This is a genomic window from Phocaeicola sp. RTP21198st1_B8_RTP21198_201120 (genome assembly GCF_040929485.1).
In the GTDB taxonomy this organism is placed as follows: domain Bacteria; phylum Bacteroidota; class Bacteroidia; order Bacteroidales; family Bacteroidaceae; genus Phocaeicola; species Phocaeicola dorei.
Window position 1 is genome coordinate 61,942 of the sequence record NZ_JBCOCI010000005.1, and the last position, 26,525, is coordinate 88,466.

22 protein-coding genes are annotated in these 26,525 nt (G+C 40.9%); 10 read left to right on the forward strand and 12 right to left on the reverse strand.

Going from position 1 to position 26,525, the window contains the following annotated elements:
• Positions 1–10: 10 nt before the first annotated feature.
• Positions 11–4,408, reverse strand: coding sequence for a DUF5113 domain-containing protein (locus AB5935_RS04365; protein ID WP_008652373.1), 4,398 nt, complete (start codon positions 4,406–4,408; stop codon positions 11–13).
• Positions 4,409–4,556: 148 nt separating this feature from the next.
• Positions 4,557–4,730: a histone H1 gene (locus AB5935_RS04370; protein ID WP_005843810.1), complete on the reverse strand. Its 174-nt coding sequence runs from the start codon at positions 4,728–4,730 to the stop codon at positions 4,557–4,559.
• Positions 4,731–4,970: 240 nt separating this feature from the next.
• Between AB5935_RS04370 and AB5935_RS04375 the strand changes: the two genes are divergently transcribed.
• On the forward strand, positions 4,971–5,753 hold the full coding sequence (locus AB5935_RS04375) for a HipA family kinase (protein WP_007843829.1): 783 nt from the start codon (positions 4,971–4,973) through the stop codon (positions 5,751–5,753).
• Entirely contained in the window at positions 5,731–6,114 is a 384-nt protein-coding gene (locus AB5935_RS04380; RefSeq protein ID WP_007838147.1) for a DUF3037 domain-containing protein, read from the forward strand. Before AB5935_RS04375 ends, AB5935_RS04380 begins: the two co-directional genes overlap by 23 nt.
• Positions 6,115–6,149: 35 nt before the next feature.
• Here the strand turns inward: AB5935_RS04380 and AB5935_RS04385 are convergent, their stop codons facing one another.
• The 9 genes from AB5935_RS04385 to AB5935_RS04425 all read right to left on the reverse strand — a co-directional run bounded on the left by AB5935_RS04385 (position 6,150) and on the right by AB5935_RS04425 (position 15,596).
• Entirely contained in the window at positions 6,150–7,649 is a 1,500-nt protein-coding gene (locus AB5935_RS04385; RefSeq protein ID WP_022185742.1) for an L-lactate permease, read from the reverse strand.
• Between the two features lie 261 nt (positions 7,650–7,910).
• On the reverse strand, positions 7,911–9,197 hold the full coding sequence (locus AB5935_RS04390) for an O-acetylhomoserine aminocarboxypropyltransferase/cysteine synthase family protein (protein WP_038609232.1): 1,287 nt from the start codon (positions 9,195–9,197) through the stop codon (positions 7,911–7,913).
• Positions 9,198–9,464: 267 nt separating this feature from the next.
• Positions 9,465–9,959: a DUF4625 domain-containing protein gene (locus AB5935_RS04395; RefSeq protein WP_007852494.1), complete on the reverse strand. Its 495-nt coding sequence runs from the start codon at positions 9,957–9,959 to the stop codon at positions 9,465–9,467.
• Complete coding sequence (locus tag AB5935_RS04400; protein ID WP_038609229.1) at positions 9,956–12,115, reverse strand: TonB-dependent receptor; 2,160 nt, start codon at positions 12,113–12,115, stop codon at positions 9,956–9,958. Before AB5935_RS04400 ends, AB5935_RS04395 begins: the two co-directional genes overlap by 4 nt.
• A 48-nt stretch (positions 12,116–12,163) precedes the next feature.
• Complete coding sequence (locus AB5935_RS04405) at positions 12,164–12,526, reverse strand: hypothetical protein (protein ID WP_007843819.1); 363 nt, start codon at positions 12,524–12,526, stop codon at positions 12,164–12,166.
• A gap of 133 nt (positions 12,527–12,659) precedes the next feature.
• Complete coding sequence (locus tag AB5935_RS04410) at positions 12,660–13,679, reverse strand: inorganic phosphate transporter (RefSeq protein WP_007838138.1); 1,020 nt, start codon at positions 13,677–13,679, stop codon at positions 12,660–12,662.
• A 16-nt stretch (positions 13,680–13,695) separates the two neighbouring features.
• The gene (locus AB5935_RS04415) at positions 13,696–14,343 is read right to left on the reverse strand and encodes a DUF47 domain-containing protein (RefSeq protein ID WP_368327338.1); all 648 of its coding nucleotides are present in this window, start codon (positions 14,341–14,343) and stop codon (positions 13,696–13,698) included.
• Between the two features lie 39 nt (positions 14,344–14,382).
• The gene (locus AB5935_RS04420) at positions 14,383–15,027 is read right to left on the reverse strand and encodes a DedA family protein (RefSeq protein ID WP_007838133.1); all 645 of its coding nucleotides are present in this window, start codon (positions 15,025–15,027) and stop codon (positions 14,383–14,385) included.
• 143 nt (positions 15,028–15,170) lie between these two features.
• Positions 15,171–15,596: a hypothetical protein gene (locus AB5935_RS04425; protein WP_007843817.1), complete on the reverse strand. Its 426-nt coding sequence runs from the start codon at positions 15,594–15,596 to the stop codon at positions 15,171–15,173.
• Between the two features lie 191 nt (positions 15,597–15,787).
• Between AB5935_RS04425 and AB5935_RS04430 the strand changes: the two genes are divergently transcribed.
• The gene (locus AB5935_RS04430; RefSeq protein WP_008652383.1) at positions 15,788–16,258 is read left to right on the forward strand and encodes an Lrp/AsnC family transcriptional regulator; all 471 of its coding nucleotides are present in this window, start codon (positions 15,788–15,790) and stop codon (positions 16,256–16,258) included.
• 24 nt (positions 16,259–16,282) lie between these two features.
• On the opposite strand, the gene corA is transcribed toward AB5935_RS04430, so the two are convergent.
• Positions 16,283–17,323 carry a magnesium/cobalt transporter CorA gene (corA, locus tag AB5935_RS04435; RefSeq protein WP_007843815.1) on the reverse strand — a complete coding sequence of 347 codons (1,041 nt, stop codon included), beginning with the start codon at positions 17,321–17,323 and terminating at the stop codon, positions 16,283–16,285.
• Positions 17,324–17,807: 484 nt separating this feature from the next.
• Here corA and AB5935_RS04440 point away from each other — a divergent pair, with 484 nt between their 5' ends.
• The 7 genes from AB5935_RS04440 (at position 17,808) to AB5935_RS04470 (ending at position 26,296) form a co-directional block, all read left to right on the forward strand.
• The gene (locus AB5935_RS04440; protein ID WP_007838127.1) at positions 17,808–19,004 is read left to right on the forward strand and encodes a site-specific integrase; all 1,197 of its coding nucleotides are present in this window, start codon (positions 17,808–17,810) and stop codon (positions 19,002–19,004) included.
• A gap of 484 nt (positions 19,005–19,488) precedes the next feature.
• Positions 19,489–20,034 carry a UpxY family transcription antiterminator gene (locus AB5935_RS04445; protein WP_007843813.1) on the forward strand — a complete coding sequence of 182 codons (546 nt, stop codon included), beginning with the start codon at positions 19,489–19,491 and terminating at the stop codon, positions 20,032–20,034.
• A gap of 6 nt (positions 20,035–20,040) precedes the next feature.
• Positions 20,041–21,999: a polysaccharide biosynthesis protein gene (locus AB5935_RS04450; protein WP_007838121.1), complete on the forward strand. Its 1,959-nt coding sequence runs from the start codon at positions 20,041–20,043 to the stop codon at positions 21,997–21,999.
• 13 nt (positions 22,000–22,012) lie between these two features.
• On the forward strand, positions 22,013–23,185 hold the full coding sequence (locus AB5935_RS04455; RefSeq protein ID WP_170267622.1) for a hypothetical protein: 1,173 nt from the start codon (positions 22,013–22,015) through the stop codon (positions 23,183–23,185).
• A gap of 28 nt (positions 23,186–23,213) precedes the next feature.
• Complete coding sequence (locus AB5935_RS04460) at positions 23,214–24,440, forward strand: OmpA family protein (RefSeq protein WP_038606351.1); 1,227 nt, start codon at positions 23,214–23,216, stop codon at positions 24,438–24,440.
• Positions 24,441–24,460: 20 nt separating this feature from the next.
• On the forward strand, positions 24,461–25,606 hold the full coding sequence (locus AB5935_RS04465; RefSeq protein WP_007838116.1) for a DegT/DnrJ/EryC1/StrS family aminotransferase: 1,146 nt from the start codon (positions 24,461–24,463) through the stop codon (positions 25,604–25,606).
• 300 nt (positions 25,607–25,906) lie between these two features.
• A complete protein-coding gene (locus AB5935_RS04470) occupies positions 25,907–26,296 on the forward strand; it encodes a hypothetical protein (RefSeq protein WP_038606346.1) in 390 nt (129 codons plus the stop codon).
• Positions 26,297–26,525 lie beyond the last annotated feature (229 nt).

Consider the following 26,525-nt stretch of genomic DNA (forward strand, 5'->3'; position numbering starts at 1 on the left):
CATTCTACATTCAACGGGCAGGCAGGGTGAACCATACGGTGAACCCTCCCTCAGCGGCAGGCTGCGCATTGATACGGCAACCGCGTCTTCCGGCAAATTCATCATGGTCACGAATCACCTGCTTACAAATAAGGTATTCCGTACCGGTCAGAACTCCTTCCTGCCCCTGCTTCATACGAGACAGATGTGGGTAGAACAACAAGTTCAACTCTTCCTGCGACTTTTCGCGACGCGTATCGCGGAAATCAAACCGCACAAAATCCTTATCCTTATAAATACACAATTCCAAAAGGCCATCCACCTCGTATGATAGCGCTTCATCTATCAGATTCTCCAACATAAACTTCAGCTGAATGACATCTCCCAGTACGGAAACATGTTCCACCTCCGTCCTCAGTTCTACCCGATGCGGCATACGTTTTCCAGCACGTTTTATATACCGTGCCGCATAATCGGCCAGCTCGCCGGCTTTCACAACACCTCTGCGGAAAGTAATTTCTTCCAACTGACGTGCGGCGCATGAACTCAGCAAAGTAAATATATCCTTATAATAACTGATCAACTCACCAATCGTCTCTACTTGCACAGCTTCGTTTTCTCCTGCCTGACGGGTGTTCAACCTGTCGATAATCTGTTTTATCCGGTTAGGATAATAGATTGTCTCATGCTTAATGGTTGACAAGCAATTGTCCAATACCAAATTTTGCACATGCAACTGGTTTTCCTCCCGTATAGCTCGGCGCGCATCATCCTGCGCACTTTCTATATCCCGATATTTCTGTGCCATCAGTACCACTGCATTATATACAATGATGGCTACATATCCGGCCACAAGCTCCAACATCAAGCGGTCGTCCTCACGCTCCACAGGCAAAGCGATTTTCAATGCCAGCACACCCGTGCAACGATTCTCGTTACCTGCTTCCACCCACAAGGGCAAACATTTTAACCTATCTTTCTCACGCCAATAAGATGTCTTCGCGTCAAAGCTACGGGCCATCATCTCACGCATTTCTTCGTTCTCATCCTCCACCGGTGAAAAAGCATAATTCAAGCTATGGTTGTCTTCACTATAAACCGCTACGCCCAACACATCAATGGGCAGCAACTCATTCACCGTCTCAAACATATCATTGACCAGACTTGCAGCAATATCCCGGTCGGTTCTTCCGTCAAGCAAAGAGGCCGAAAACACCTGCTTGTTGATTTCCAACACCTGTTCCAAGTTATAACGATAAATCAAACGGTGGCGGAAATACAGAATATAATAACCCACCAGCAATACCAACAGAATAACCACACAAAGAATGATAGCCACCGTCTTATTATTGGCAGAAAGCTGCATCTGACGGCAATATTGCTCCAATGAGGTGTCCTCACTGATTTGTTTGTACAGCGCCGTATAAGCATTATTGTTATAACGATAAGCCTCCAGATTACCTAAAGCCAAAAAAGCGACTGCTGCCTCGTTGCGAACATCCAGCAAGGCATAGTAATCGGTATCAAAATGCCGGTTGAACCAATCTAAATCCGCTGCAGCCCCCTCTCCTTCCAATTCCAACAAAGGCCCTTTGCTGCCCGAATACATAATATAATGCTTATTCAAACAATGTAGAGCACTGTCCGCATAACACAATGCCTGTTGGTATAGTCCATCAATGTTACAATTGTAAACATCGTATGCATATTCATTCGCAACAGCCAATAATTTATCATATCGCTGAATGGAATCATTAAGAGTGAGTTGTTCCGCTTTCCCGTCTTTCTCTCTCCCCTCATTACATCCTGTCAGGACAGAAAGAAAAGCGACCAGTACCAACATCAACGTTTTGCGCACTCCTTTGGGCAGACGAAAATAGAAACGGCTGCCTTTCCCCAATTCACTTTCTATCCGGAACAGGCAGACCCGGAATATTTCATTGGTCTTCTTATATTTATCAATAATGCCTTTGCAATTCATCAAACCGAAACCATGACCTTTATTCTTCTGCAATTCGCTGACATTTTCGCTGGTCTGCAATCCGATTTTACCTGAATCATAAACTTTCTCACTCAGAATACGCTCCACATCTTCCTGTGAAAGCCCCGGACCGTCATCTTTCACCGAAATCTCCACGTAAGATTCTGTTTCCTGCGCATAAACAGAAACATTTCCTCCCGGCTGCGTATATTTACGGGCATTTTCTGTCAACGTATTTATCATGAAAAGCGTCAGAGCCTTATCCGCTTTCACAATGGCGGCAGTCGGCTCTATGGTCAGGGTCTGTTGTTTCATCTCGAAAGTCTTACGCCCTTTCACCAGTACATCGAAAAGGGAATTCAACTCAAAATTCTCTATATTCAAGCTCAGTGTCCCCTGCCTCATCTTAATCCATAAGGCCAGAATATCATTATACTCATTAATACGGGTAATCAGTTCGTCGATATAACGGTATTTGCTTTCTTTTATTTCTTCGTTCTGAATATAGTTGTGTACGGTTAGTTTATGCACTTCATTCATGATGCGGTCTATATAAGGCATAATGCCTGTGACAATAAACAAACAGGCTTTCTTCACCAGATTCTGCCGTTTATTCTCCGCCAAATGCTGTTCATGGACATATTGCTCCTTTTCCAGCCGTTTCCGTTCATCGCCCAACGAAATAAAAGCCAGTCCATTCTCCAGTGTCCACGAAATGTAAGGTGTAATGACCCTCATCAGTGCTTTATCATCTTTCTTCATTTTGTGCTCCGAATACAGATGCACCTCGCCCAAAGGTTGTTCCCTGCTTGGAATATTCAAGATAAAACTTGTACAAATCCCTTGTCCCGACACCTCTCTTCCCTCTCCATTTTCAGCCACAATACGGAAGTCCGTGGCTCCCACCAACGGAAGAATATCCTCTTTCACCGAGGCAACTACCGCTTTTGTCACATCCTCTATCTCCCCCGCATCAATGGGTACGGAAGCCGTTATCTTACGACATATTTCCAAAGTACGTTTCAACTTATCAATGTAAAGAGCATTCCGCACACGCCATCTTTTATTCAATATCCAAAATAGAATGATAAGGACAGCGATACCAATCACCACTACCACCAGAAGTCCGTTCAAGGCTTCCGATTCCTTCTCCAACGCATTATAACGACTCTCCAATTCTTTGTCCTGGCGGGTGTAGTCCAAAATATCCAGATAAATATTACGATTATAATCCGACTGGGGTTTCATTCCTAACGCCGCATATGTTACACTCAATTGTTCACGGAAACGGGCGATCCATTCGGGGACACTTTTTATACCATCGTCATTAATCCATTCCAGTTCAATGGAAGTGGTAGCCATGGGAACATACGGACGAAGCCTGTCCATGGTATCCGTACAATGGTAATATTTTTCGTGATGCCGGTTGACGTACCCTAGCGCTTCCGACAAGTAATGCAGCGCGTCTTCATACCTGCCTTGCTCGTTGCTGCACGACGCCAAAGTGCGGTATGTACCCGAAATCTGATACAAATCTCCATATTTTTTGAACAAATCCAAAGCCTGCCAGGCAAAACGCATGGTCAGTTCCTCCCACGGCAAGTCCTCGCTATTGATGGCACGCATCACATTGGGACGCCTTTCCATAATTAAATCGAAATTTTTCCTCTCTTTCAGCAATTCTGCCATTGCCTGAGATGCATTCGCCTCGAAATAGATATACCCGTGTTCCCTGCTGATACCCAGACATTCTATCAGATAGTTAAACTCACCCAATACCACATCCTGCGGTGTATCCGCTTCATACATACCGCCAGACCCTTTCATATAATAATAATAGAGCAATTGGGCAGTATCACTTTCCAGCGCCTCGTCTACTTTTATTTCATTAATCGCCTCCAAGGACTGCTGTTCCTGCTGCAAATAATAGTAATAAATGGCAGAAGCAATGGAAAACTCAGAACGGGCATAATTAAGCCGTTCCAGCTCTCCGGGATCAGTTATAGCAGAACGGTCATCGCTGATACGTTTCATACGCCGTAACGCACTGTTACGATAATCATAGAACTCCTTGTTCATGGCGGTACGCTGACAAATTTTCATCATACCGATATCTGCTATCAGACATTCCAATTCATTGTTTGACTCCTCATATACGCGAAGAAAAAGATCTTCGGCTTTTTCAAAGTCCATGTGGATAAAGGCGCAGAAACCCTGATTATTCAATGCCCCGGCACGCAGGGAGGGGAATCCATCCGCCAGTTTGTAGGCGTCATGCGCTGCTTTACACGCTGTGTCCAAATTCTTATAGCGCATATGATAAGAAAGCAAGTTCAAAGAATCCGCCTGACGGTATATAGCCATATCCTTCTTCTTTTCACAAGAAAAGAAAGTCCCTGCTATAATCAATAAAACCGCCCATACAGGCAATAGACACATATTCTTCATAAACATCCCTTCTCCTTTAGGTTAACCACCCACCAATAAAAATACAAAAATATCAATTATCCCCCGAAATAAAAGCAAAACTTAGTAGAAAATAAGAAAGCCACCCCGAAGGATGGCTTATAAAAATCTTTAAAAGACGAATAAAAGATTACTTAGAAGCTTCCAAAGATGCTTTTCTAAATTCTTTCATCAGTTTTTCCAATTCCAATGATGCTTTACGCGCACGTGTTCCTGCAGCTTTGTTACCTTTTTCAATCTGCAATGCAGCATCAGACATAAAAGCTTCGTTCAATTCTTTGATTTTAGCAATTAATTCGTTCATGTTCTTTTTTTTTATAAATTATAAAACTGTTCAAATTAAATTCTTTTTTGGCAATAAATCTCCTATCTATCTCTTTTTTTACGATTTTTCAACAGTTTATCCCTGGTTGCAGCATATTTCAGCAGATTTGGAAGTATCTTAAATGCTAAATTAGTGCTATAATTCCCAATTTACGGACTATTTTTATTCCTAATACCCAAAAACATCGTATCTTTATTCCCTATAATCAAGGAGGTTTAAATGGATTTACGTACAGTTAATGTCACTCGCTACATTATGCCCCTGCGTGAGGGAGGTTCCTTGCCCGCATTGGCCGAAGCGGATGATGATTTTAAATATGTCGTCAAATTTAGGGGAGCAGGCCACGGAACCAAGGCGCTTATCGCTGAACTGATAGGTGGAGAAATAGCCCGTGCCCTTCATTTCCGCGTACCCGAAATCGTCTTTCTGCAACTGGACGAAGCATTTGGCCGGACAGAAGCAGATGAAGAGATACAAGACTTGTTGCAATGGAGCCGTGGGCTGAATCTAGGACTTCATTTCTTGTCGGGCGCACTGACTTTTGACCCCATCGTACATCAGGTAGACGTACAAACCGCTTCACAAGTAGTATGGCTGGACGCTCTGCTCACCAACGTAGACCGTACCATCAAGAATACCAATATGCTGATGTGGCATAAAGAACTGTGGCTGATAGATCACGGCGCAGCACTTTACTTTCATCATTCATGGGAAAACTGGCAGAAACAGGCTGTCAATCCTTTTCTAAGAATAAAAGACCATGTACTTCTGCCTTATGCCAGCCAGTTGGAAGAAGCGGATAACCGGTTCAAACAAATACTGACCGAAGAAAAACTACAGGAAATAACAGATGCCATACCCGATGACTGGCTTACTTGGGCAGAAGAAGGAGAAACAATACAAGATCTGAGAGAGGTATATTTTCATTTTTTAAAAGAAAGGGTTCACCATTCCGAACTATTTGTAAAAGAAGCACAAAATGCCAGAAAAGCACTTATATGAATATGCAGTAATCCGCTTTGTCCCCAAAGTAGAGCGTGAGGAGTTTCTTAATATAGGAATAGTCTTGTTCTCCAAACAAGCCAGATACCTGAATGCAATCTATGTACTGAATGAACAGAAGTTGCGAGTATTTTCTACGGAAGTAGATATGGAATGCCTAAAGAATGCACTACAGGTATTTGATAAGGTATGCCAAGGAAAGAAAGAGGGAGGAAGCATAGCACAAATGGAAATTCCGGACCGGTTCCGTTGGCTGACCGCTGTACGTAGTGCCTGTATACAGACTTCACGGCCTCATCCCGGATTTTCCATGAACCTGGATGCTACCTTACAACAGTTGTTCAAGGAATTGGTACTATAAGCTATCGTCCGGCGCACCCTATGTACCGGAAAAGATTAGCTGAAAATATAAACAATCACTCCGGTTATTACCACATACGCCAGTGCATATGGAATGGCGGATTTTAGGATTTCCCCTTCTTTTCCCTGTTGGTTTCCGGCAGAAGTGGCAATAGCGATGCTTTGCGGAGAAATTATTTTTCCACCTGTCGCCCCCACCGTATTGGCTGCCGACAACCAGTCGGGACTTACTTGAATATGCCCGGCCACATTAGCCTGTAATTTGCCGAACAAAATATTTGAAGAAGTATCACTGCCCGTAATAAAGGTACCCAGGCAACCAATAACAGGGGCAAACAACGGATAAAGGCTTCCTGTAGCAACCGCCAAAGCAGTGGCTATAACTGAAATCATACCTGCCGTATCCATGATAGTGGACAAACTCACCAGACAAATTACCGTGATAAAAGTTTTCTTTAACTGCTTTACCGTATTCCAGAGTACAGCAAACAGCTCCCATATCTTGGCTCCTTGTATCAGCCCACCGACAAACGTGCCCACAAAAAGTAAAACTCCCGCATGGGTCAGCCAAGAAACCGTATAATTCATAGTTGAATCATTAATCGGAAGACTGATACGGGTCACCCAATTATTTTCAAGTGTTGTACGCAAACCGGGAAACAACGGACTAGTCAGAATAATCAAGAACAAGATAAGAAGATAGATACTCCACGCGTTCAGTACCTCGAGCCCTTTCAATGTGCTTTTCCTTGCTTTTTCCTTTTTAGAAGCAGTCAGTTTGCCATAGGCTACAATAACAATGATAGATAAAATACTTCCAATAATAGCCGGAGACTCCGCCCCCATATAGCGGGCGGCAATATACTGGCTGCCTAATGAGACACCACCGACCAACAAAGACAGGAAAATATTTTTAGGTAAGGATTTTAATTTCGAATCGGTCAGGAACAGCAATACGAAAGGAATGAGAAACATCAGTACCGAAAGCTGCAACACGACATTGGCGCTTAGCACCAATACATCCAGATTCGTTTCTTTCGCCAATACCAAGACCGGTGTACCAATAGCCCCAAAAGCAGTAGCCACACTATTGGCAATCAAACTGACTGTTGCCGAAAATACCGGTTTGAATCCGAGGCTGATAAGAATCGCCGCCGGTATAGCCACTGCCGTACCAAATCCTGCCATAGCTTCAAGCAAGCCACCAAATCCCCATGTCAACAGCAATACCTGAATACTTTTATCGGTAGAAATAGAAGAAAACTGTTGCTTGATAATCTCCATTTTTTCAGTCTTCAATAAAACATTATAGCTGAATATCGCCATCAAAATAATAATCAGAATAGGAGAAACAGCTTTCAATGCACCGTACAGAAAAGAAAACAGCAAATCGTCTACCGGAAAATGAAAGCCGAAAAAAGCAATCAGCATAGTAACGACAAGGGAAATCACACTACTTTTGTCACCGGACATTTTAAAAAACGCCATCAGGATAATTAATAGCAATACCGGAATAATAGCAAGGACTAGATTCATAACCATTGTATTTAAGTTAAAGAAACGGTATCCATAAACTCTTAAATTAAGCCTTTGAAACCCCACTTCCGCAAAGATTCTTTTTTTAATAACAAAAAAGAATCCTATTTGGATTAATGATCTATCCTTTTTTATTAGTAAAAATAAAGTAATGCCAGAAGCATGTATAATGTATCTTTACACAAACCTCCGGCATACACTTCTTATCCATATATTGATTTTATATTGTAGTAATATTCCTTATTCTATTAATATATCTTATTAAATTCCAGCTAATGCCTGATCCAAATCGGCCAGCAAATCATCTATATGTTCCGTACCTATTGATAAACGCACTGTCCCCGGATAAATACCCTGTTCCGCCAATTCTTCCGCATTCAACTGAGAGTGAGTGGTACTGGCAGGATGGATAACCAATGACTTCACATCAGCGACATTGGCCAACAAAGAAAAAACTTCCAGACTATCGATAAAACGATGTGCTTCTTCCTGACCACCTTTCACCTCGATAGTGAAAATAGAACTGGCTCCATTGGGGAAATAACGCTGATACAGAGCATGGTCAGGATGTTCCGGCAAGGAAGGATGATTTACTTTCTTGATCTTCGGATGATTTTTCAAATGCTCCACCACTTTCAACGCATTCTCTACATGACGTTCCACACGCAATGAAAGTGTCTCCAATCCCTGCAACAGAATAAAAGCATTAAACGGACTGATAGTCGCGCCAGTATCACGCAATAAAATAGCACGAATACGGACAGCATAAGCGGCCGGACCTGCCGCCTCTACAAAACGCACCCCATGATAGCAAGGATCTGGTTCTGTCAGTTGAGGAAATTTACCTGATGCCACCCAGTCAAATTTACCTGAATCAACAATCACGCCACCCAGTGAAGTTCCATGACCACCAATAAATTTTGTAGCGGAATGTACCACAATATCCGCTCCATGCTCAATGGGACGAATTAGATAAGGAGTACCAAAAGTGTTATCAATAATCAAAGGTATGTGATGGCGATGTGCTATTTCCGCCACAGCCTCTATATCTATAATATTCGAATTAGGATTCCCTAAAGTCTCGATAAACACCGCCTTTGTATTCTCTTGAATAGCTTTCTCAAAATTAGAAAGATCACTAGGGTCCACAAATGTAGCAGTCACACCATAAGTCGGCAACGTATGAGCCAGCAGGTTATAAGTACCTCCGTAAATAGTCTTTGCAGCTACAACATGATCACCTGCACGAGTAATGTTCTGAAACGCATAAGTAATGGCAGCAGCCCCGGAAGCTACGGCAAGTCCTGCCACTCCTCCTTCCAATGCAGCCACACGCTGTTCAAAAACAGCTTGAGTGGAATTAGTCAGACGCCCATAAATATTACCCGGATCTTGTAAACCAAAACGTGCGGCTGCATGTGCCGAGTTATGAAATACATAAGATGTAGTCTGATAAATAGGAACTGCACGAGCATCCGTAGCCGAGTCTGGTTGTTCCTGTCCTACGTGAAGTTGTAATGTTTCGAAATGTAATTTTTTTGTAGCCATAATCTTTATCTTTTTAGAGTTATATATTTCTGTTTTTACCTGTTGCAAAGGTATTAAAGGTAGTTATATCAAACAAGATATACTAAAAATAAAGAAAATAGAGCTACAATCATCACTATTTACAGAACAAATATTCTATTTACAAACGGATTATTACCTCCTGGAAGAAAATTATTCTTTGGCGACATCCAACAAAATAAAGTGACGGCCGATTCACATCGACCGCCATCAGACAATTAATACACACAATACGATTGATACAAAAGATCACTCATGGTCATGATCATGTTCCGTTTCAGTACCTCCGTCCGCACTCAAGACAATATTACGAGCCATTTCTGTCTGATTGCCCGCCGCATCGGTACACCATACCATCAGATGATAATCTCCGGGAGCAGCATCAGCCGGAATAACAATATCATGATGATGTACTTTTGTATTCTTCAAACCGGAAACATCATATACCTTGTCAAAAGTAAAAGCTATGTTTTTCTGTCCGGCTGCCCGGGAATCATGTCCGTGGTGGTCAAAATTATTATGAATATTGATTTTATACGATTTCAACATCACATCATCTGACAAATTCATTTCAAAATGTACCCCTTTCTCATTACCAATTTTCAACACCGCTCCCTCTTCGGGTTCTATCAAATCGATCACGGGCTTTGTTACATCCCCTTTTTCATCATTATCACACGCAGGCAGACAAACAGAGCATATAGCCAATAGGCTGATTACAAGAAAATAAAATTTTGTTTTCATTTTAATAATTGTTTAAATGGTACTTTAATCGAAATCTGAAAGTTTCTTCCCGGTTCAGGGATTTCCACTTTCCTATAAAAACTCAAATGATTGTAATATTTCACATCCGACAAATTACGAATACCCAAAGATATTTCAATATCCGCCTTGGCCATAGGTATATGAATACTCCCACCCAGATGAATCAAACAAGCTCCGGATGTGCGGTCTTCATTTCTCGCTATACGGTTCTGTGAAGCTATACTTTGAAATTCAGCATACAACTGAAAATCCTTTTTATTCCATGTTAGAATGTTCCGCATGGATACAGGAGGTGAAAAACTTAAAGCCGTATGTTCGTCACGATTATAAGTATAGACATACTCACCAACCAAACGATAATTAAAATGACGTAGAAAATCCATATTGAAATTTATCTCACCACCCATGAACAAAGCACGTGCGCCACTATATTGATAAATCTGTCCGGCATGGGGCAATACAGACCATTCTCCCGTAGGACGCAAATAAATATAATTATCAAACCAACCGGCAAAAGATGAAACAACCAGTTCCATTTTTTTATAAGCCAAGGTATAGGAAGCATCAATCTGCCATCCTTGTTCCGAAGAAAGAGTGACATCTCCTTTTTCATGACGGAAAGTTCCGTGATGTACTCCGTTGGATGCTAATTCATTGCCCCCCGGCAAACGGAAGCTACGTCCCACATTCATCTTCAGAAGATGACCGGCAGCGGGTGTCCACACTACTCCCGCCGAACAGGAGTAATTACCATAAGCCCTGTCCACCGGATAACTTCGCCAACGATATGCCTGTATTACCTCTTCTTCATATCCTTGTCTGTGTAGATACTCCACCAAATAAGGATCTTCGAATGCTGTTATATCAATCCTTCCCCGATCATAACGTATCCCACCAGTTACAGACAACTGATTATCCAGTCGGAAAGTCGTCAGCCAAAAAGCTCCGGTAATAAAACGCTTGTATTCCGGTAGCAGAAAAGAATATCCGCCAATCGCATTTTTCTGTATCTGCATATTCCACCCTGCCATATGCTCCCAGGAAGAGGAATTGAACAACCGCAGCTTCAGAGAGGAGCTGAATGTATGCAGTTTGAACACCAGTTCCCTATCCGGATCCTTTGCAGGCATCACCTGAGTGTCATAGTGGGTATGGAAAGCACTCCATTCCTCCCGATGATTGAACTGATAGCCGAAATCACCTGAAAGTTGTACCCCATTCCAAAGATACTGTTGATGCGTGGTTACTTTAAGATGGTTCACTTTGCTATAGGGCAAGTCAATATTACGGCTGTTCCCATCATCCTCCAAACGGGAAATATCAGGAATGCCATGAGCACCAGGAAAGAAGCCCATCTTCTGATAAACATTGTTCACAGCAATATTCATCTGATAAAACTTCTTTCTATAATCTCCCATGGCAGAAACATTGCGCTCGAACCCAGCGGTGTTTTTCAGCTTATGACCGTAAACAGGCACCAACTGGGTAAGATATACAATGGTATCTGCCGGTACATGATAATCTCCATAGTGCTGTTCTGAGAAACGTACTCTGACCAGCCATGCATTCTTCTCAATACCTAGCATCAGTGAACCGCCCACAGTGCCGTTCACTGATTTTCCCAATAAGGCAGCCTCACCAAAAAACCGGTTCTCTTTTTGTGGCAGCAAAGGAAGGATTTCGATGACACCTCCCATCGCATCACTACCGTAGAACAGTGAAGACGGACCTTTCAGAATCCGTACCTCGTCTACATTAAAAGCATCAATTTCCAGCCCATGATCGGCTCCCCATTGTTGCCCCTCTTGTTTTATTCCATTTTCGGATACGGCAATACGGTTGAATCCCAAACCACGAATCATAGGTTTGGAGAACCCCGCACCGATATCCATCGAGTGTACACCGGGAACATTTTTCAAAGTCTGTACCAAATTACCGGTAAAATGCCGGTTCAAATAATCTTTCTGAAACAACTCAAGTGTCAGGGTAGTCTTTTTCTCCTGAGCATGTCGGTAAGATCCCGTCACCACCACTTCGGATAAATCTACACTTTTAATCGTATCAGAAACTACCTGTGCATTTGAATACAAGGCAAAAAACATTCCCAGCGTACCCGAAACATATCTGATACGCATAAATTACAATCATTTGATGTTGTGAATAAATAAAAGATACTATGTAAATCAGCAAACGGGAGGCGCACGTAGATAATAAGGATAAGATTTAACCTGGCAAACCTTATCCACCGTTATTTCCGGCTGATAATCAAAAACCGGAAGAACAATATGAAGTTGTAATGTTTCAACTTGCGTAAAAGGTGAAAGTGTGAAGTTACACACGGGACACTGATGAGAGGAGTCATGAGAATTTCCACTATCAGAATGGCAAACAGCATCTTCTTCATGGTAGTGAAAAGTCTTCACCATGAAAAATGGCATAAGCGTCATAAACAACAGCCATGCTATAAAAATCCTGCCTTTTGCGTTTTCTCTCATTTTTGTGTTCAGTAAGTCCACTGCAAAAATAGAAACAAATAACAAAATCACAATAACATTTTATATTTATTATCTGTTTCATCCACTTTTTACCTACAAATAGGTACATATACAAAACCGAGGTAGCTTCCCAGTCACCTCGGTCACGGCAGATCTTTATTTTCTAGAACAGCCTACAATCCGGTCATCCTAAAAAGAGACCAACCACTCCGTAAATGGCAGCGGCCAATATTCCACTGACAGGAATAGTCAACACCCAAGCCGTCATCAGGCTTCTTGTTATTCCCCACCGGACGGCTGAAAGACGCTTAGTAGCGCCCACCCCGATAATAGCTCCTGTAATGGTGTGGGTCGTACTTACAGGTATTTTCAGATATTCTGTCAGATACAATGTAAATGCTCCAGCAGTTTCCGCAATAACCCCCTCCAAAGGAGTTACTTTGGTAATCTTAGTTCCCATGGTTTTCACAATCTTCCATCCACCTGACATCGTTCCTAAAGAAATGGCAGTAAAACAAGAAAATGCCACCCAATCCGGCAAATCATTGATACTATTTATCCCCATTCCTAACCCTTCCGAATGAGCGGCGATCATGGCAGCAGCAATAATACCCATTACCTTCTGGGAATCATTCAACCCATGACCAATACTGAACAAAGCCGAAGAAACAAGCTGCAATTTCTTAAACCACATCTCAGCCGTATGCGGATGTGCACGACGACAAATGTGGAGGACAAGCAACGTGAATCCAAAGGCAACAACCATCCCTATAAATGGTGCCAAAAAGATAAAAGCAGCAATCTTCAATATAATATTGAGCTGAATGGCATCAAAACCATGAGCCATAATAGCAGCACCAGCAAAACCTCCAATCAGCGTATGCGAAGAAGAAGAAGGAATCCCCTTCCACCATGTAAACAGATTCCATACAATAGCTGCAATAACCCCTGAAAGAATAATCGGCAAGGAAATATACTGTTCCACTACTGTCTTGGATACAGTATTGGCTATTCCGAATCCTCCGATTATACATTTAGCAATAAAGAACGCAACAAAATTAAAAAATGCCGCCCATATCACCGCTTGGAACGGAGTAAGAACCTTGGTTGACACAATGGTGGCTATTGAATTGGCTGCATCATGAAATCCGTTAATATAGTCAAAAATCAAAGCCAACGTAATAATAATCACTAATAATTCCATGTTGTACTTTCTGCTTTTATGCGTATTTCACAATCAGGTTTCTCAAGATTTTCCCTACCCGTTCTGCCGCATCGGTCGTTTTCTCCAATTCATGCATTATCTCCTTGATCTTAATCAGTTCTATGCAATCCTTTTCTTCCTCAAATAGTTTCTTAACAAAGAGTTCATATACATCATCCGCTTGATTCTCAATATCATGCAATTTTGTACAACATGCTCTTAATTCAGTAGGCTTTTTACGGAAAATTTCCAATTCATCCATTGCCTTACTTATATAAACAGCCGCTTGCTGTATCAACAAACTCAACTCTTTTCCACTATTAGCAATGGGATGGGGATTATAGATCGTTATGCGTTTGGCGCAACTGTTAATCCCGTCTATTACATCATCCATAGTCGATGCCAAATCGTGAATATCCTCACGATCAAAAGGGGTTATGAAAGTTTTTCCCAATTCGTCAAAAATTAAATGAGTCTGCTTGTCACCTTCACGTTCCATATCTTTGATGCGTTTATAATAGTTCGCTCTCTCTTCCGGCTTATCATGCTGCATGCTTTCTACCAATAAATCCGATGATGAGGTCATGATTTCAGACAAACGTTTCAACATAGGGAAAAACTTAGGTTCCTGATGTGTGAATCGACTAAAAAAAGAATTTTTCATAAATGTAATTTGAATAAATTGTTTTTGATATGTTTGATTTTAGTAATTGCGAGTTTTCCACTTATTCCTGCCTACTTCTATGACGGCAGGCAATATAGAAACGACAATAATAGCCACAATCAGCAATTTCAGATTCTTCTGTACAAATGGAAGATCGCCGAAAAAATAACCGGCATAACAGAAAATACCGACCCACAAAGTTCCCCCTATCAGATTATACACCATAAAATAATAATAATGCATTTTACCCATACCCGCAACAAAAGGAGCAAATGTACGGACTATAGGTACAAAACGGGCAATAATGATTGTCTTTCCTCCGTATTTTTTATAAAATTCATGTGTCTTTTCCAAATGACTTTGCCTAAATATACGGGAATCGGGATTATTGAAAAGTTTACGTCCAAAAAAGTGTCCTATCATATAATTACAGGAATCGCCCAGCACAGCCGAAATAAATAAAACCAAAGCGAGAATATTAACTTCCAAAGGCATATCGGGCAAAGCCGAAATAGCTCCCGCGACAAAAAGCAAAGAATCTCCGGGGAGGAATGGAGTGACAACCAATCCCGTTTCGCAAAAAATGATTATAAACAGTATGACATAAGCCCAAGTATGATATTCTTGAACAATATCTATCATATATTGGTCAATGTGAAGTATAAAGTCCAATAAAAATTCCATTATACATTAGTTATTAATACATTAACATATAACACCATTCATATAAAAGGAACAAGCATCCACCCCAGTTCCCATTATGAAAATATAAAAACAAAAGAAATATAAGGCATAAAAAAATAGGCCTTGCCGAAAAGAAAAATAAGCTAAATAAGAATACGCCTCAACTGATAAATATAGTATTCACTGGAATATTGGGTAAAATAAAGAATAGGTGAAAAAGAAATTTGTTTTTCTTCAGGAAGAAGTACTTTCAAGAATCTAGCCAACTTGGCTATGACGGAAGCAGAGGAATGAGTTCGCAGAATTTTGGAGGAGCACAAGGTGCGAAAAGAAAAAGAAGTAGCTGCACCGCCGATACCGACTTTATAAAAATGGTAGCTTTCATTATTTATCTCTTTTTTTTCCTGCCCGTTATTGCTTTCAGATATGTTGCACAACGCCACCGCACTGTTTTCCAAATCAACTGTACGAACTACATCGTGCTCCTGTCCGCTACCAAATGCGGAACCAAAGCCCGCCAACAGACATACACCTAACAAGATATAAAAAAGATATATATACTTTGTCATAGTGGCTGCAAAGATAAAAAGTATTTTTGAGAGATAAAATCATTCTGCCTTTTTCTTGCATTCTCTGGCAAAAAAAGAATATAACTCTGTACTACATTTCCCGAAAAATTCTCCGGAATCTAAGATAAATGCAATATATTTGTATTGACAGATATGAAAATAATATCAACCTCTTGAAAGAATATTATTCTATGAGTACTTTAGAGAAACTTGACAAAGTAGATTTGCAGATACTACGTACCTTGCAAGAAAATGCCCGACTGACCACCAAAGAACTGGCTGCACGGGTAAGCCTTTCCTCCACTCCGGTGTTCGAACGCCTCAAACGATTGGAAAATGGAGGATATATAAAAAAATATATCGCCGTATTGGACGCTGAGAAACTAAACCAAGGCTTCGTGGTATTTTGCAGTGTCAAACTAAGAAGACTGAATCGGGACATTGCTGCGGAATTTACACGAATAATTCAGGATATCCCTGAAGTAACAGAGTGCTACAACATATCAGGCAGTTATGACTATTTGCTTAAAATACACTCCCCTAATATGAAGTATTATCAGGAATTTATCCTCAATGTCTTGGGTACGATTGACAGTTTGGGCTCACTGGAAAGCACCTTTGTAATGAATGAAGTAAAACATGAATATGGGATTCACATTTAAGTAAATCCCATCCATCCTCTCCCATCAATACCATTTTTTACGCTTAAAATAGAAGTAGATAACTGCTACTAGTATTAACATCAATGTCCATGCAAATACATAGCCATACCGCCACCCCAGTTCAGGCATCCATTGGAAGTTCATTCCCCAGATTCCTGCTAGAAAAGTCAACGGAATAAATATAGTAGAAACAACAGTCAACTGTTTCATGATGCTGTTCATCCGCCGGTCATTATTGGAAAGGTAAATATCTACCAAAGCTGAAATCATGTCACGGCAACCATCTAAAGTTTGCAATACAAACTGCAAATGATCATTGACATCATTAAAGAAAGGACGGCTTGCTTTGTGCAACAGATCATTATCAGTAGTATGCAACAACTTGCTGATTTCCTCCTTTAATGGCAAAATACATTTCTTTATTACACGAAAATTACGGCGGTATTGCTGTATATTTTCAATACCAGGCATATCAGTCTGTTCCGGTGAAAGCAATTGCTCTTCTAAATCCTCTAATCCATCTTCCAATTCCGAAATGATGGATATAAAGCTGGCCATCACACTGTTTAGAATAACACTGAGCAGGAAATCAGACTGCCGGTTACGTATTTTCAACACATTCTTTTCCAATGCCGTATTTATATCATTCAGAAAGTCTGTTTCCTTCTCCATAAAGGTCAACAGATAATTTCCACCTTGCACAATGGCTATTTGTTGTGGCACATAGCCATCATCATTAGAAAAAAGTAACTTCAAAATCACTACATTATATGTATCATGCTGTTCTATCTTAGTCTGATGGTTGGAGTTCAAAATATCTTGTATCGTCAAAAAGTCGACATTAAAATTCTGACAGACATGCTGTATGACCTCCGTATTCTGAAAACCATGAATTTGTATCCAGTTTATAGCATTCTTATTCAAATAAGGGATTAAACTATCTATATCTTTCCCATCCTGCATACAAATACTTTCAGCATTATAACTGCACAAATGCAGATGCGTAGGAGTACAACTGACACCAATATAAGCAAGTTGCTCACTTAGTAAATTATTCTTTGCCATAGTTTCGGTAATGAGTAGTACAAATATAATTCTTTTTTTAAAATTCAACCGTGCTCCTAACCCAAAAAAGAAAAAATTTTCCCCGACAGTCCTCAACGTTTTTTCAAACTAACAGCATAGATTTGGAAAACTAATATCGTAATTTCCAGGAGTTATACCGTTTACGCTTGCAGACTATACCATATCCTTTTGCGTAATATGACTTATTCCTAATTATACTGCATCAGATGAACATACAAGGATCGAAATGGTTCAATATTTCAAGTCCTTCTTCAAGACAAATTACAATACGGTAAAAATTAAATAAAAAGAAGGCAAGTATACCCTATTTCTCAGATTATACCAGTCCGACTCCTAGAAAGACATGATCTACTGAAGCAAGAGAGATGATTATCAATCTTAGCAACAGGAAATAGGGCAAAATAGTATATTCAACTATTATTATTTAATTAAATGAATTGCATAAATAAAATTGTTAAGAATTATGGCAACTGTAAAAGTAAAATTACGTCCGTCAACTGTTCCAGGTAAGGCCGGAACTATCTATTATCAACTGACACATCTTCGTCAGGTTAAACAAATCACTACGAAGATACATCTTCATCCACAAGATTGGGATAGCAATAAAGCACAAATCATTTTCACAGACTCAACCTCATACTTACTTCAGTGTAAAATAGACAGGGATTTAGACCGGCTAAAAAAAATCATCTACAAAATAGATGCTGAATGTGCAAACTATACAGTTAATGAAATAATTGAAAAATTCTATCAAACAACCGCCGATTACAGTATTACTGATTTTTTCACCCAACAAATTCAAAAGCTGAAAAATGACAATCGACGAGGAACCGCTCGTAATTACAGCAAAACCTTAAAAAGCCTGAAGGCATTTATGAAAAATACAGATTCAACGTTCAATATTGTAACTGAACAATTTGTGGAAAGTTACAACACCTTTTTAATTCAACGGGGTGTTGTACGAAACACCATTTCATTCTACATGCGCATATTCCGTTCTGTATATAACAAAGCTGTAACCCAAAAAATCATAGAACAAACTTTTCCATTCAAAAACGTCTATACAGGAGTGGATAGAACCCGAAAACGTGCTGTTACAGAAACGGTGATCTCTCAGCTTCTCTCCATAGACCTAAAAAAGTCCAAGGCTCTGCAATTTGCACGAGATTTGTTCATTTTCAGTTTTTATGCTCGTGGAATGGCTTTTGTCGATATCGTCTACTTAAAAAAATCGAATATACAGAATGGATATATTACCTACGTCAGACATAAAACTGGTCAAGAATTAACTATAAGGATTGAAACCAGACTACAAAATATAATCAACCAGTATGAAAAAAAAGACTCACCATATTTGTTCCCGATATTAAATACAGAAGATGAGAATAAAGCCTACTCACAATATGAAATAGCGCTCAATTACTATAATCGCCAACTGAAACGTCTTTCCAAACTTTTAGAACCGAATATTAATTTATCCTCTTATACTCCAAGACATACCTGGGCTACAACCGCACGCAATAAAAATGTACCTTTGTCAATCATCAGTGCAGGCATGGGACATAGTTCGGAAAAAACCACACTGATTTATTTGACAAAGATAGACAATTCAATTATAGATGAAGTAAATAAAGCTATTATCGATTCGATAAAACAGTAGTTCTAAGTAAGAGACGGTATAAATTCGATGCAAAGATACTTGTTTTTTATTGATTAACAAAATAGATAACATTTTTTTTCTCTATCTATATATAATAATTATGCTTGTGTCTAATATTTAATACTTTACGATACTATGATAGAAAAATTGTTAAATACAATAACATTACAAAATAAAAATAAAAAATAAGTTGTTAAAAATAAAAAACGAAGGGCTAAAGACAAGTTACAAAAGTTTGAAAAATCAGCTTGGTAGGTATATCCTATCATGCTGATTATATTCACATTATAATATTATACCATCTCTTACTTAGAGACAGTATGAATTTGGAGTTACAGTTTATTTTTCTTGGATCAGGAAAAATGCTGCGTGCTAAAGTTTTCAAATTATAGAAAAAAGTTAGTTTAACTCTGATTACTGTGTGTTATATAACATGCAGGAATGGAAGGAATGTCCTTCCATTTTTAAAGTATTAAAGATAAAAATGACATCAAACAATAATTCGAAAAAACACTGGTTTGCATTAAAAGTATTCTATAATAAGGTTTTTGCCATTGAAGAACTTCTTTTGAAGAAAAAGATAAAATGTTATATTCCCTGCGAAACCGTAAAGGTTTTAAAACAAGATGGAACAAAAAAAAACGTACGAAAACCAGTTATCAATTCATTGCTTTTTTTCCATTCGGAAACTTACATAGCAAAAGAGATACAGAAGATCTTGACCGATAAAGTAATTCTCTATACTCGGCAAATAGATTTTAAAAAAATTCCTTTAGCCATTCCCGAGAGAGAGATGAACATCTTCATGCTCGTTACCTCGTCAGGCGAAAAAGGTCTAGAATATTTTGACACAGATAATCCTAAATTTTATCAAGGAGACCACGTAAAAGTCATTGACGGAACATTCAAAGGTGCAGAAGGGTATATCTGTCGCATTAAAAAGAACCACCGGCTTATTATAACAGTCCATGGTGTATGTGCTGTAGCCACCTCTTATATTCCGCAAGCCTTCTTGAAAAAAATACCTTAACGACCTATGCTTTCCCTATTAAAGAATAAAATACGCAATAAATTTTTGCAGACAGATTATATACATCCCTATATAATATGGTGTATCGATGTTTTTTTATCTGTCATATCCTCATTTTCTATCTTTTTATTTTTCCACTATTTGATTAATATCAGCATCCATTTCAACCAGCAGCGTTATATTCTGCTGATAGCGGTCATTTCCAGTATCGTATGGACTGGAATTTGTAAGACCTACGAGGGAATTATACGTTATTCCACCTTAGTAGAACTGACACGTATCATTTATGCCATGCTGCTGAAAGCTCTCACATTTGTTTTGTTTGCATATATAACACTGGATTACATCGGATTGTTCATTTATTCCATCATTATAACAGATTTTATCAGTTCCGTTTTCCTGCTCATGTGTACACGGATATTAACCGTCAATTTCTACTATCATTTATTACAGCTTTTAAAAAAACCTAGACAAGCAACTTTAATATATGGTATCTCCGAAAGGGGAATCAGTCTGGCTAATTATCTACGAAGTGAAAACAATCCTTATAATGTTTTCGGATTTATCACCCGAAAACCCGAAAACAAGAAATACCGGCTTGTGGGATATCAGATATATTTAATTGACGAAGAAAATAGTCTGCGAAAATTATTCAGCACCTTAAAAGTCAATTGTATATTATTTCTAAGCCACACAGATCTCCGTAACGATGAAGAAATAGTGCAATACGGTCTGGAGAACCACATCTGCCTGCGCATTGCACCATTTTTGACAGAACAAACACAATGGAGTAAAATACAATTACGCAATATACAGATAGAAGATCTTTTAAGCCGGGAAGAAATAAACATCGACTTGGATAATATCCGCAATGAATTGTCCGGAAGTGTTATCATGGTGACCGGAGCGGCAGGAAGTATCGGGAGCGAATTGTGCCGACAATTATGTTGTTTCAACCTGAAGCAGCTCATCTTGTTTGATTTTTCGGAAACCGCCACTTACGAAGTAGATATGGAGTTGAAGAAAAGATTTCCAGACCGCTCCATCCTGCCTATCATAGGTGATGTACGCAACCGTGACCGTGTGGAGTCGCAGACAAGACTCTACCACCCCGACATCATCTTTCATGCAGCCGCATACAAACATGTACCCATGATGGAAAAATATCCATGCGAGGCGGTACGTACCAATGTCCTGGGTACAAGCATCATGGCAGATACGGCATTGAAATATGGCGTAAAGAAATTCATCATGATCTCCACAGACAAAGCTGTAAATCCCAGCAGTGTGATGGGTGCTACCAAACGACTGGCAGAGATGTACGTACAAAGCCTCGGGAGTGCTATCCAAGAAGGAAATATAATTGGTAAAACCTCTTTTATAACCACCCGTTTCGGCAATGTGCTGGGCAGCAACGGCAGTGTAATCCCCCTTTTCCGCCAACAGATTATGGAAGGGGGGCCTGTAACAGTCACGCATCCGGACATCATCCGTTATTTCATGACTATTCCCGAAGCTTGCCGACTGGTTCTAGAGGCCGCTTTTATGGGACAAGGAAACGATATCTTTATTTTCGACATGGGTAAACCCGTAAAAATAACCGACATGGCATGCCGGATGATAAAACTGGCAGGTTTACAACCGGACAAAGACATTGAAATCGTCTATACCGGTCTGCGACCGGGCGAGAAACTATATGAGGAATTACTCTATAATGAAGAGAACTCTACTCCTACCCTTAATCCGAAAATATTCAAAGGTATCAGTTTAAAACAAGATTACGATAAAATAAAGCCCGCCCTGCAACAATTGGTTGAGGTTGCCCAGACGGACAATAAAAAAGAGACCGTATATCAGTTGAAGCAAATTGTACCGGAGTTCAAAAGTATGAACTCCGTATATGAGGCGCTGGATGAAAAAACATATATATCCAAAAAAATGAAATCCAATATAATGTTTAACTAAAATGAATCGCAAAATGAAAAAACATTTCATTGCGTTTATGATGCCATTTCTAACCTTGGCTACGGGATTTGCACAAGAAGCGGCTCAAGATGTTCCTGTCAAACAGGATACAAAGGAGATCTCTTACTGGACAGACCCTGCAAGCGGGGACAAACGGCTCTTAAACAAGTCTAAATTCAGAGACAACTGGTTTGTCGGATTGCAGGCCGGCGCCTTTTATTCCTGGGGGACCCATACTTCCAGTTCTGGATTCTTCGACCAGTTCCGTCCCGCCGGTGCGTTGTCCATAGGCAAGTGGATCGCTCCTGCCGGAGGTATCCGCCTCCAAGGTTTCTATGGAAGCAATGCCGGACGAGCAAGCAACGACAAGCCCTACTATTGGGACGCCATGGGGGTAGGCCTAGACGGATTGTTCAACTTCACCAACCTCTTTTGCGGGTATGAAGAAGACCGGACCTTCAACCTGATCGGTATCTTGGGAGCCGGTTACGAACACACCGCCAACTTCAGCAAGCGTACCTGGAACGACGGAATATACAATACCGAATCGCAAGACCTGCTGTCCATCCGCCTGGGTCTGATGGCGAAATTCCGCCTCGGTAAAGCGTGGGACTTTAATCTTGAAATCACGAACAGTTTGCTTGACGACTCATTCGACGGTTGGGAAGGCGAAGGTTCAAACGACCGCTGGGATGGCCATGTCAACATATTGGCAGGTGTCAGCTACCGTTTCAAAAATCATAACGGCTCACGGCAATTCACCTACGCCCGCCGCGACATGTCGAAATATGACGAAGCAAACGCCGAAATCAACCGCCTGCGTGAAGCCAACAAAGCGGCAGCTCCTCCTGTCACAAAGATTGAGACAGAAGTGGTGGAAAGCAATCATATCCGTTCGTTTATCTCGTTTGACAATGCTTCCGCCGCAATCAACAAACTACAGGAAGTAAACGTTTACACAGCAGCAGAAAATATAAAGAAGCTAGCCGATGGCGACCTCTATATCACTTCAACCAAAGAAGTAAGAGACACCGAATTGTTCATGGCACGGGCACAATCCATCCGCAATGTGCTAGCCAACACATACAACATTCCGGCCGGACGTATTTTTATAGAGAAAAACCCTGCTGTCATTGCATCGCTCGATCCACAAAAGAGCTGCGTCATAGTGTACATCAATGAATAAACGACCCATTTTAAAAGTATAATTTGGCATGAAAAAAATAGCTATATTATTTGTGGTCTTCTTTTGTTCTGTATCTTTATGGGCACAAACAATAGAAGACGATGCAACTTGGAAATTAAAGACCGACACTGTACGGGCGCTAAAGCATTACAAGGCCGGTGACAACTGGTTCATCGGAATTCAGGTCGGCGCCAATCATTCGCTGTCCGAGAACAGCCGCTTCGGATCTTTCGGCGCCATGACCAGACCAAGCATAGCCCTCTCGGTCGGTAAATACTTCTCACCCGCCATCGGAGCACGTGTGCAACTCGCTTATTTGAAACAAATGTCACGCGCCAACAGCGAAGTGATTGAAGCCTTTCCCGAGGTGTATGGCAAAGGGAACTACGGTTTCAATATGTTCAACGGTTATTTGGACGGATTGTTCAACCTGCACAATATTTTCGCCCAATATGACGAAGATATCCGTTTCAATGTAGTAGGTATCTTGGGTATGGGATTCAACTCCAGTTTCGGATTCGATGATAAAGTCAAAGAGTGGGACAAATCCCCCAGTGAGGAGTTTGCCCCCTACCAAATCAGCACTGACAACAAAACGTTTTTCTCTCTACGCGCAGGCCTCCAGTTCAATTATATGTTGAGCAATGCGCTTGACATCAATCTGGAAGCGACCTTCAACGCAACGGACGATGCTTTCAACGGTACGCGTTACGACCGCAAATGGGATTCATACGCCAACGTCATGTTAGGTCTCACCTATCATTTCAAGGACCAGTACGGCGATCGCCGCTTCCGCTACACAGAGGTGAACGACCAGGCATGGGTTGACGAATTGAACCGCAAGATCAATGAAGAGCGTAACAAGCCGGTACCGGCACCAGTCGTCACAGAAGTGAAGAAAGAGGTAGTGAAGAACGAAATGTTGGGTATGACCGTATCATTCATTATCGACAAGTACAATATTACCGATATCCAGAAAAAGAATGTGGCAGAAGCTGCCAAGTATTTGGAAGACCATCCGGAAGTCAACCTGATCATAACAGGTTATGCCGACGTACAGACTGGTAATCCGGCCTACAATTTGAAATTGAGCCAGCGCCGTGCCGAAGCTGTCTGCAACATGATGGTGAAAGAGTTCGGTGTGGATCCAAGCCGCATCCGGGTGGATTACAAAGGTGATAGCCTGCAACCATACCAGCTGAAGAACGAGTGGAACCGTGTTGTAGTGTTCATCACCGAAGCACGCAACAAATAATTTTTTGTTCATAACTGAAAATGAGTAAGATTTGGTTGTCATTGGCACACATGGGCGGATCCGAACAAGAGTTCGTCCGTGAGGCTTTCGAAACCAATTGGGTAGTTCCCTTAGGGCCGAATGTAGATGGCTTCGAGCATGACTTGTCACAGTGGCTTTCAACGCATTGCGACCAGGAGGTACACGCCGTGGCATTATCATCAGGTACGGCAGCCATCCACTTGGCATTGATCATGCTGGGCGTAAGCAAAGGAGACGAAGTGATCTGCCAAAGTTTCACCTTTGCTGCGTCAGCCAACCCCATTTGTTATCAGGGTGCTACCCCCATTTTCGTGGACAGTGAGCCTGATACTTGGAATATGGATCCTATACTGCTTGAACAGGCCATCTGCGACCGTATGAAACAGACCGGCCTCAAGCCCAAAGCCATTCTTCCAGTACACCTTTACGGCACGCCTGCCCGCATGAACGAAATCTGTGACATTGCCTCCCGCTACGGCATCCCCGTGGTGGAAGACGCTGCCGAAGCAATGGGGGCCGTTTACAACGGACGCTATTGCGGGACCTTCGGTCAATATGGGATTTTCTCTTTTAACGGCAACAAGATGATCACCACCAGCGGTGGCGGCGCCTTATTATGCCATACGGAAGAGGAAGCCCAGAGAGTGAAGTTCTATGCTACCCAGGCACGTGAACCGTTCCCCTGGTACCAGCACGAACAGATCGGATACAATTACCGGCTCAGCAATGTGTCGGCTGGTATCGGACGCGGGCAGATGCGTGTAGTGGACAACCATATCGCACACCGCCGTGCCATCCATCGGCTATACACCGAGCTGCTGGCAGGACTTCCGGGTATCACTGTGGTAGAACCCAAGAAATCTACCATATTTCTACCCAATTATTGGCTGACTACAATTAAAGTGGACAGTAACGAAACCAGTTTCAGCGCCTTGCAGCTGATGCAGCACTTGGCAAAAGCCGACATCGAGACCCGTCCGCTTTGGAAACCGTTACACCTGCAACCCGTATTCTCATCCTCCCCCACCTACGTCAACGGAGTATCGGAAGCCCTGTTCAACTGTGGACTCTGTCTGCCTTCGGGATCAATGATGACGTGCGAGGATGTGATGCGTGTAGCGGATGCGATACGGAGTATGAGATAGATAATTTATTTAATAACAGACAGAGTTCTGCAAGAACTCAATCAATAAGAATCAAGAATAAAAAGGATGAAACGACTGTGATTTACAGTCTTTACCGATTTACGGAGATAAATATCCGGATGTGACATGTCGCTTTCGGCTTGTTCACGTTCCATCTCCAAATTCCTAACATCTTACAATTTTCTCTTTACTATGAAACTTTCATATAGCCAAGTTCTTGCAGAACTCGGTCATGTTTTTCTCTTTTCAAACTTTTGCCCTCTTACAGAATAAGAAGTCTGGCAAAATAAGAAAAAAAAGATGACAAAGAAAGTTTATACAAAGCCGGAGCTGAAAAGCGAGGCTTTCGTGCCGCAAACGCATGTGGCTGCTTGTGGAGATAGTGGAACTGTTTATAAGTTTACTTGTGATGCACCAAGAGGAACGTTGTATTATTTTAGAGATAAGCCTGCTTCTGGTTCACAACCCACTATAGGAAATCGAGGTATTTGGCTAGGAAACTATCATCCATGTAGTGCATTTCATGAAGCCGAAGCCCAATCTGGTTTTTATTGGGGATATGTTGATTACAACTATAATCAGAAATTTGAGAAAAGTGAATTAGTCATTGTTTGGAGAGGACAAAAGGGCTGGGAGGGTCACGCCACCAAGAACCTTGACATAAATTCTTGGGAAACTGCTAAATCCTAATCGGTAAATAAAACAGTAAATCGCAATCTTATTCATTTATTTCAATCTTGATTCCTAACGCTTAGATAAATTTATTGATTCTCATTAATAGAAATAGAGATTAAATAATATATGATCAGACTACTGGAGGAACTAAGTCAGAATATCGTTTGAGCTGCAAAGAATTAGTGTAATGAAAAGGAAAATGAAAGGATCATATTGTAGATGGTAAATCGCAATATATCAATTA

Excerpts from the sequence above, each read along its gene's own strand:
- AB5935_RS04440 (WP_007838127.1), top strand. The coding sequence starts at position 17,808 with ATGGCAACTGTAAAAGTAAAATTACGTCCGTCAACTGTTCCAGGTAAG.
- AB5935_RS04395 (WP_007852494.1), bottom strand. The coding sequence starts at position 9,959 with ATGAAAACAAAATTTTATTTTCTTGTAATCAGCCTATTGGCTATATGC.
- AB5935_RS04470 (WP_038606346.1), top strand. The coding sequence starts at position 25,907 with ATGACAAAGAAAGTTTATACAAAGCCGGAGCTGAAAAGCGAGGCTTTC.
- AB5935_RS04425 (WP_007843817.1), bottom strand. The coding sequence starts at position 15,596 with ATGACAAAGTATATATATCTTTTTTATATCTTGTTAGGTGTATGTCTG.
- AB5935_RS04420 (WP_007838133.1), bottom strand. The coding sequence starts at position 15,027 with ATGGAATTTTTATTGGACTTTATACTTCACATTGACCAATATATGATA.
- AB5935_RS04450 (WP_007838121.1), top strand. The coding sequence starts at position 20,041 with ATGCTTTCCCTATTAAAGAATAAAATACGCAATAAATTTTTGCAGACA.
- AB5935_RS04370 (WP_005843810.1), bottom strand. The coding sequence starts at position 4,730 with ATGAACGAATTAATTGCTAAAATCAAAGAATTGAACGAAGCTTTTATG.
- AB5935_RS04430 (WP_008652383.1), top strand. The coding sequence starts at position 15,788 with ATGAGTACTTTAGAGAAACTTGACAAAGTAGATTTGCAGATACTACGT.
- AB5935_RS04400 (WP_038609229.1), bottom strand. The coding sequence starts at position 12,115 with ATGCGTATCAGATATGTTTCGGGTACGCTGGGAATGTTTTTTGCCTTG.
- AB5935_RS04385 (WP_022185742.1), bottom strand. The coding sequence starts at position 7,649 with ATGAATCTAGTCCTTGCTATTATTCCGGTATTGCTATTAATTATCCTG.
- AB5935_RS04390 (WP_038609232.1), bottom strand. The coding sequence starts at position 9,197 with ATGGCTACAAAAAAATTACATTTCGAAACATTACAACTTCACGTAGGA.
- AB5935_RS04415 (WP_368327338.1), bottom strand. The coding sequence starts at position 14,343 with ATGAAAAATTCTTTTTTTAGTCGATTCACACATCAGGAACCTAAGTTT.
- AB5935_RS04465 (WP_007838116.1), top strand. The coding sequence starts at position 24,461 with ATGAGTAAGATTTGGTTGTCATTGGCACACATGGGCGGATCCGAACAA.
- AB5935_RS04460 (WP_038606351.1), top strand. The coding sequence starts at position 23,214 with ATGAAAAAAATAGCTATATTATTTGTGGTCTTCTTTTGTTCTGTATCT.
- AB5935_RS04380 (WP_007838147.1), top strand. The coding sequence starts at position 5,731 with ATGCCAGAAAAGCACTTATATGAATATGCAGTAATCCGCTTTGTCCCC.
- AB5935_RS04455 (WP_170267622.1), top strand. The coding sequence starts at position 22,013 with ATGAAAAAACATTTCATTGCGTTTATGATGCCATTTCTAACCTTGGCT.
- AB5935_RS04410 (WP_007838138.1), bottom strand. The coding sequence starts at position 13,679 with ATGGAATTATTAGTGATTATTATTACGTTGGCTTTGATTTTTGACTAT.
- AB5935_RS04375 (WP_007843829.1), top strand. The coding sequence starts at position 4,971 with ATGGATTTACGTACAGTTAATGTCACTCGCTACATTATGCCCCTGCGT.
- corA (WP_007843815.1), bottom strand. The coding sequence starts at position 17,323 with ATGGCAAAGAATAATTTACTAAGTGAGCAACTTGCTTATATTGGTGTC.
- AB5935_RS04365 (WP_008652373.1), bottom strand. The coding sequence starts at position 4,408 with ATGAAGAATATGTGTCTATTGCCTGTATGGGCGGTTTTATTGATTATA.
- AB5935_RS04445 (WP_007843813.1), top strand. The coding sequence starts at position 19,489 with ATGACATCAAACAATAATTCGAAAAAACACTGGTTTGCATTAAAAGTA.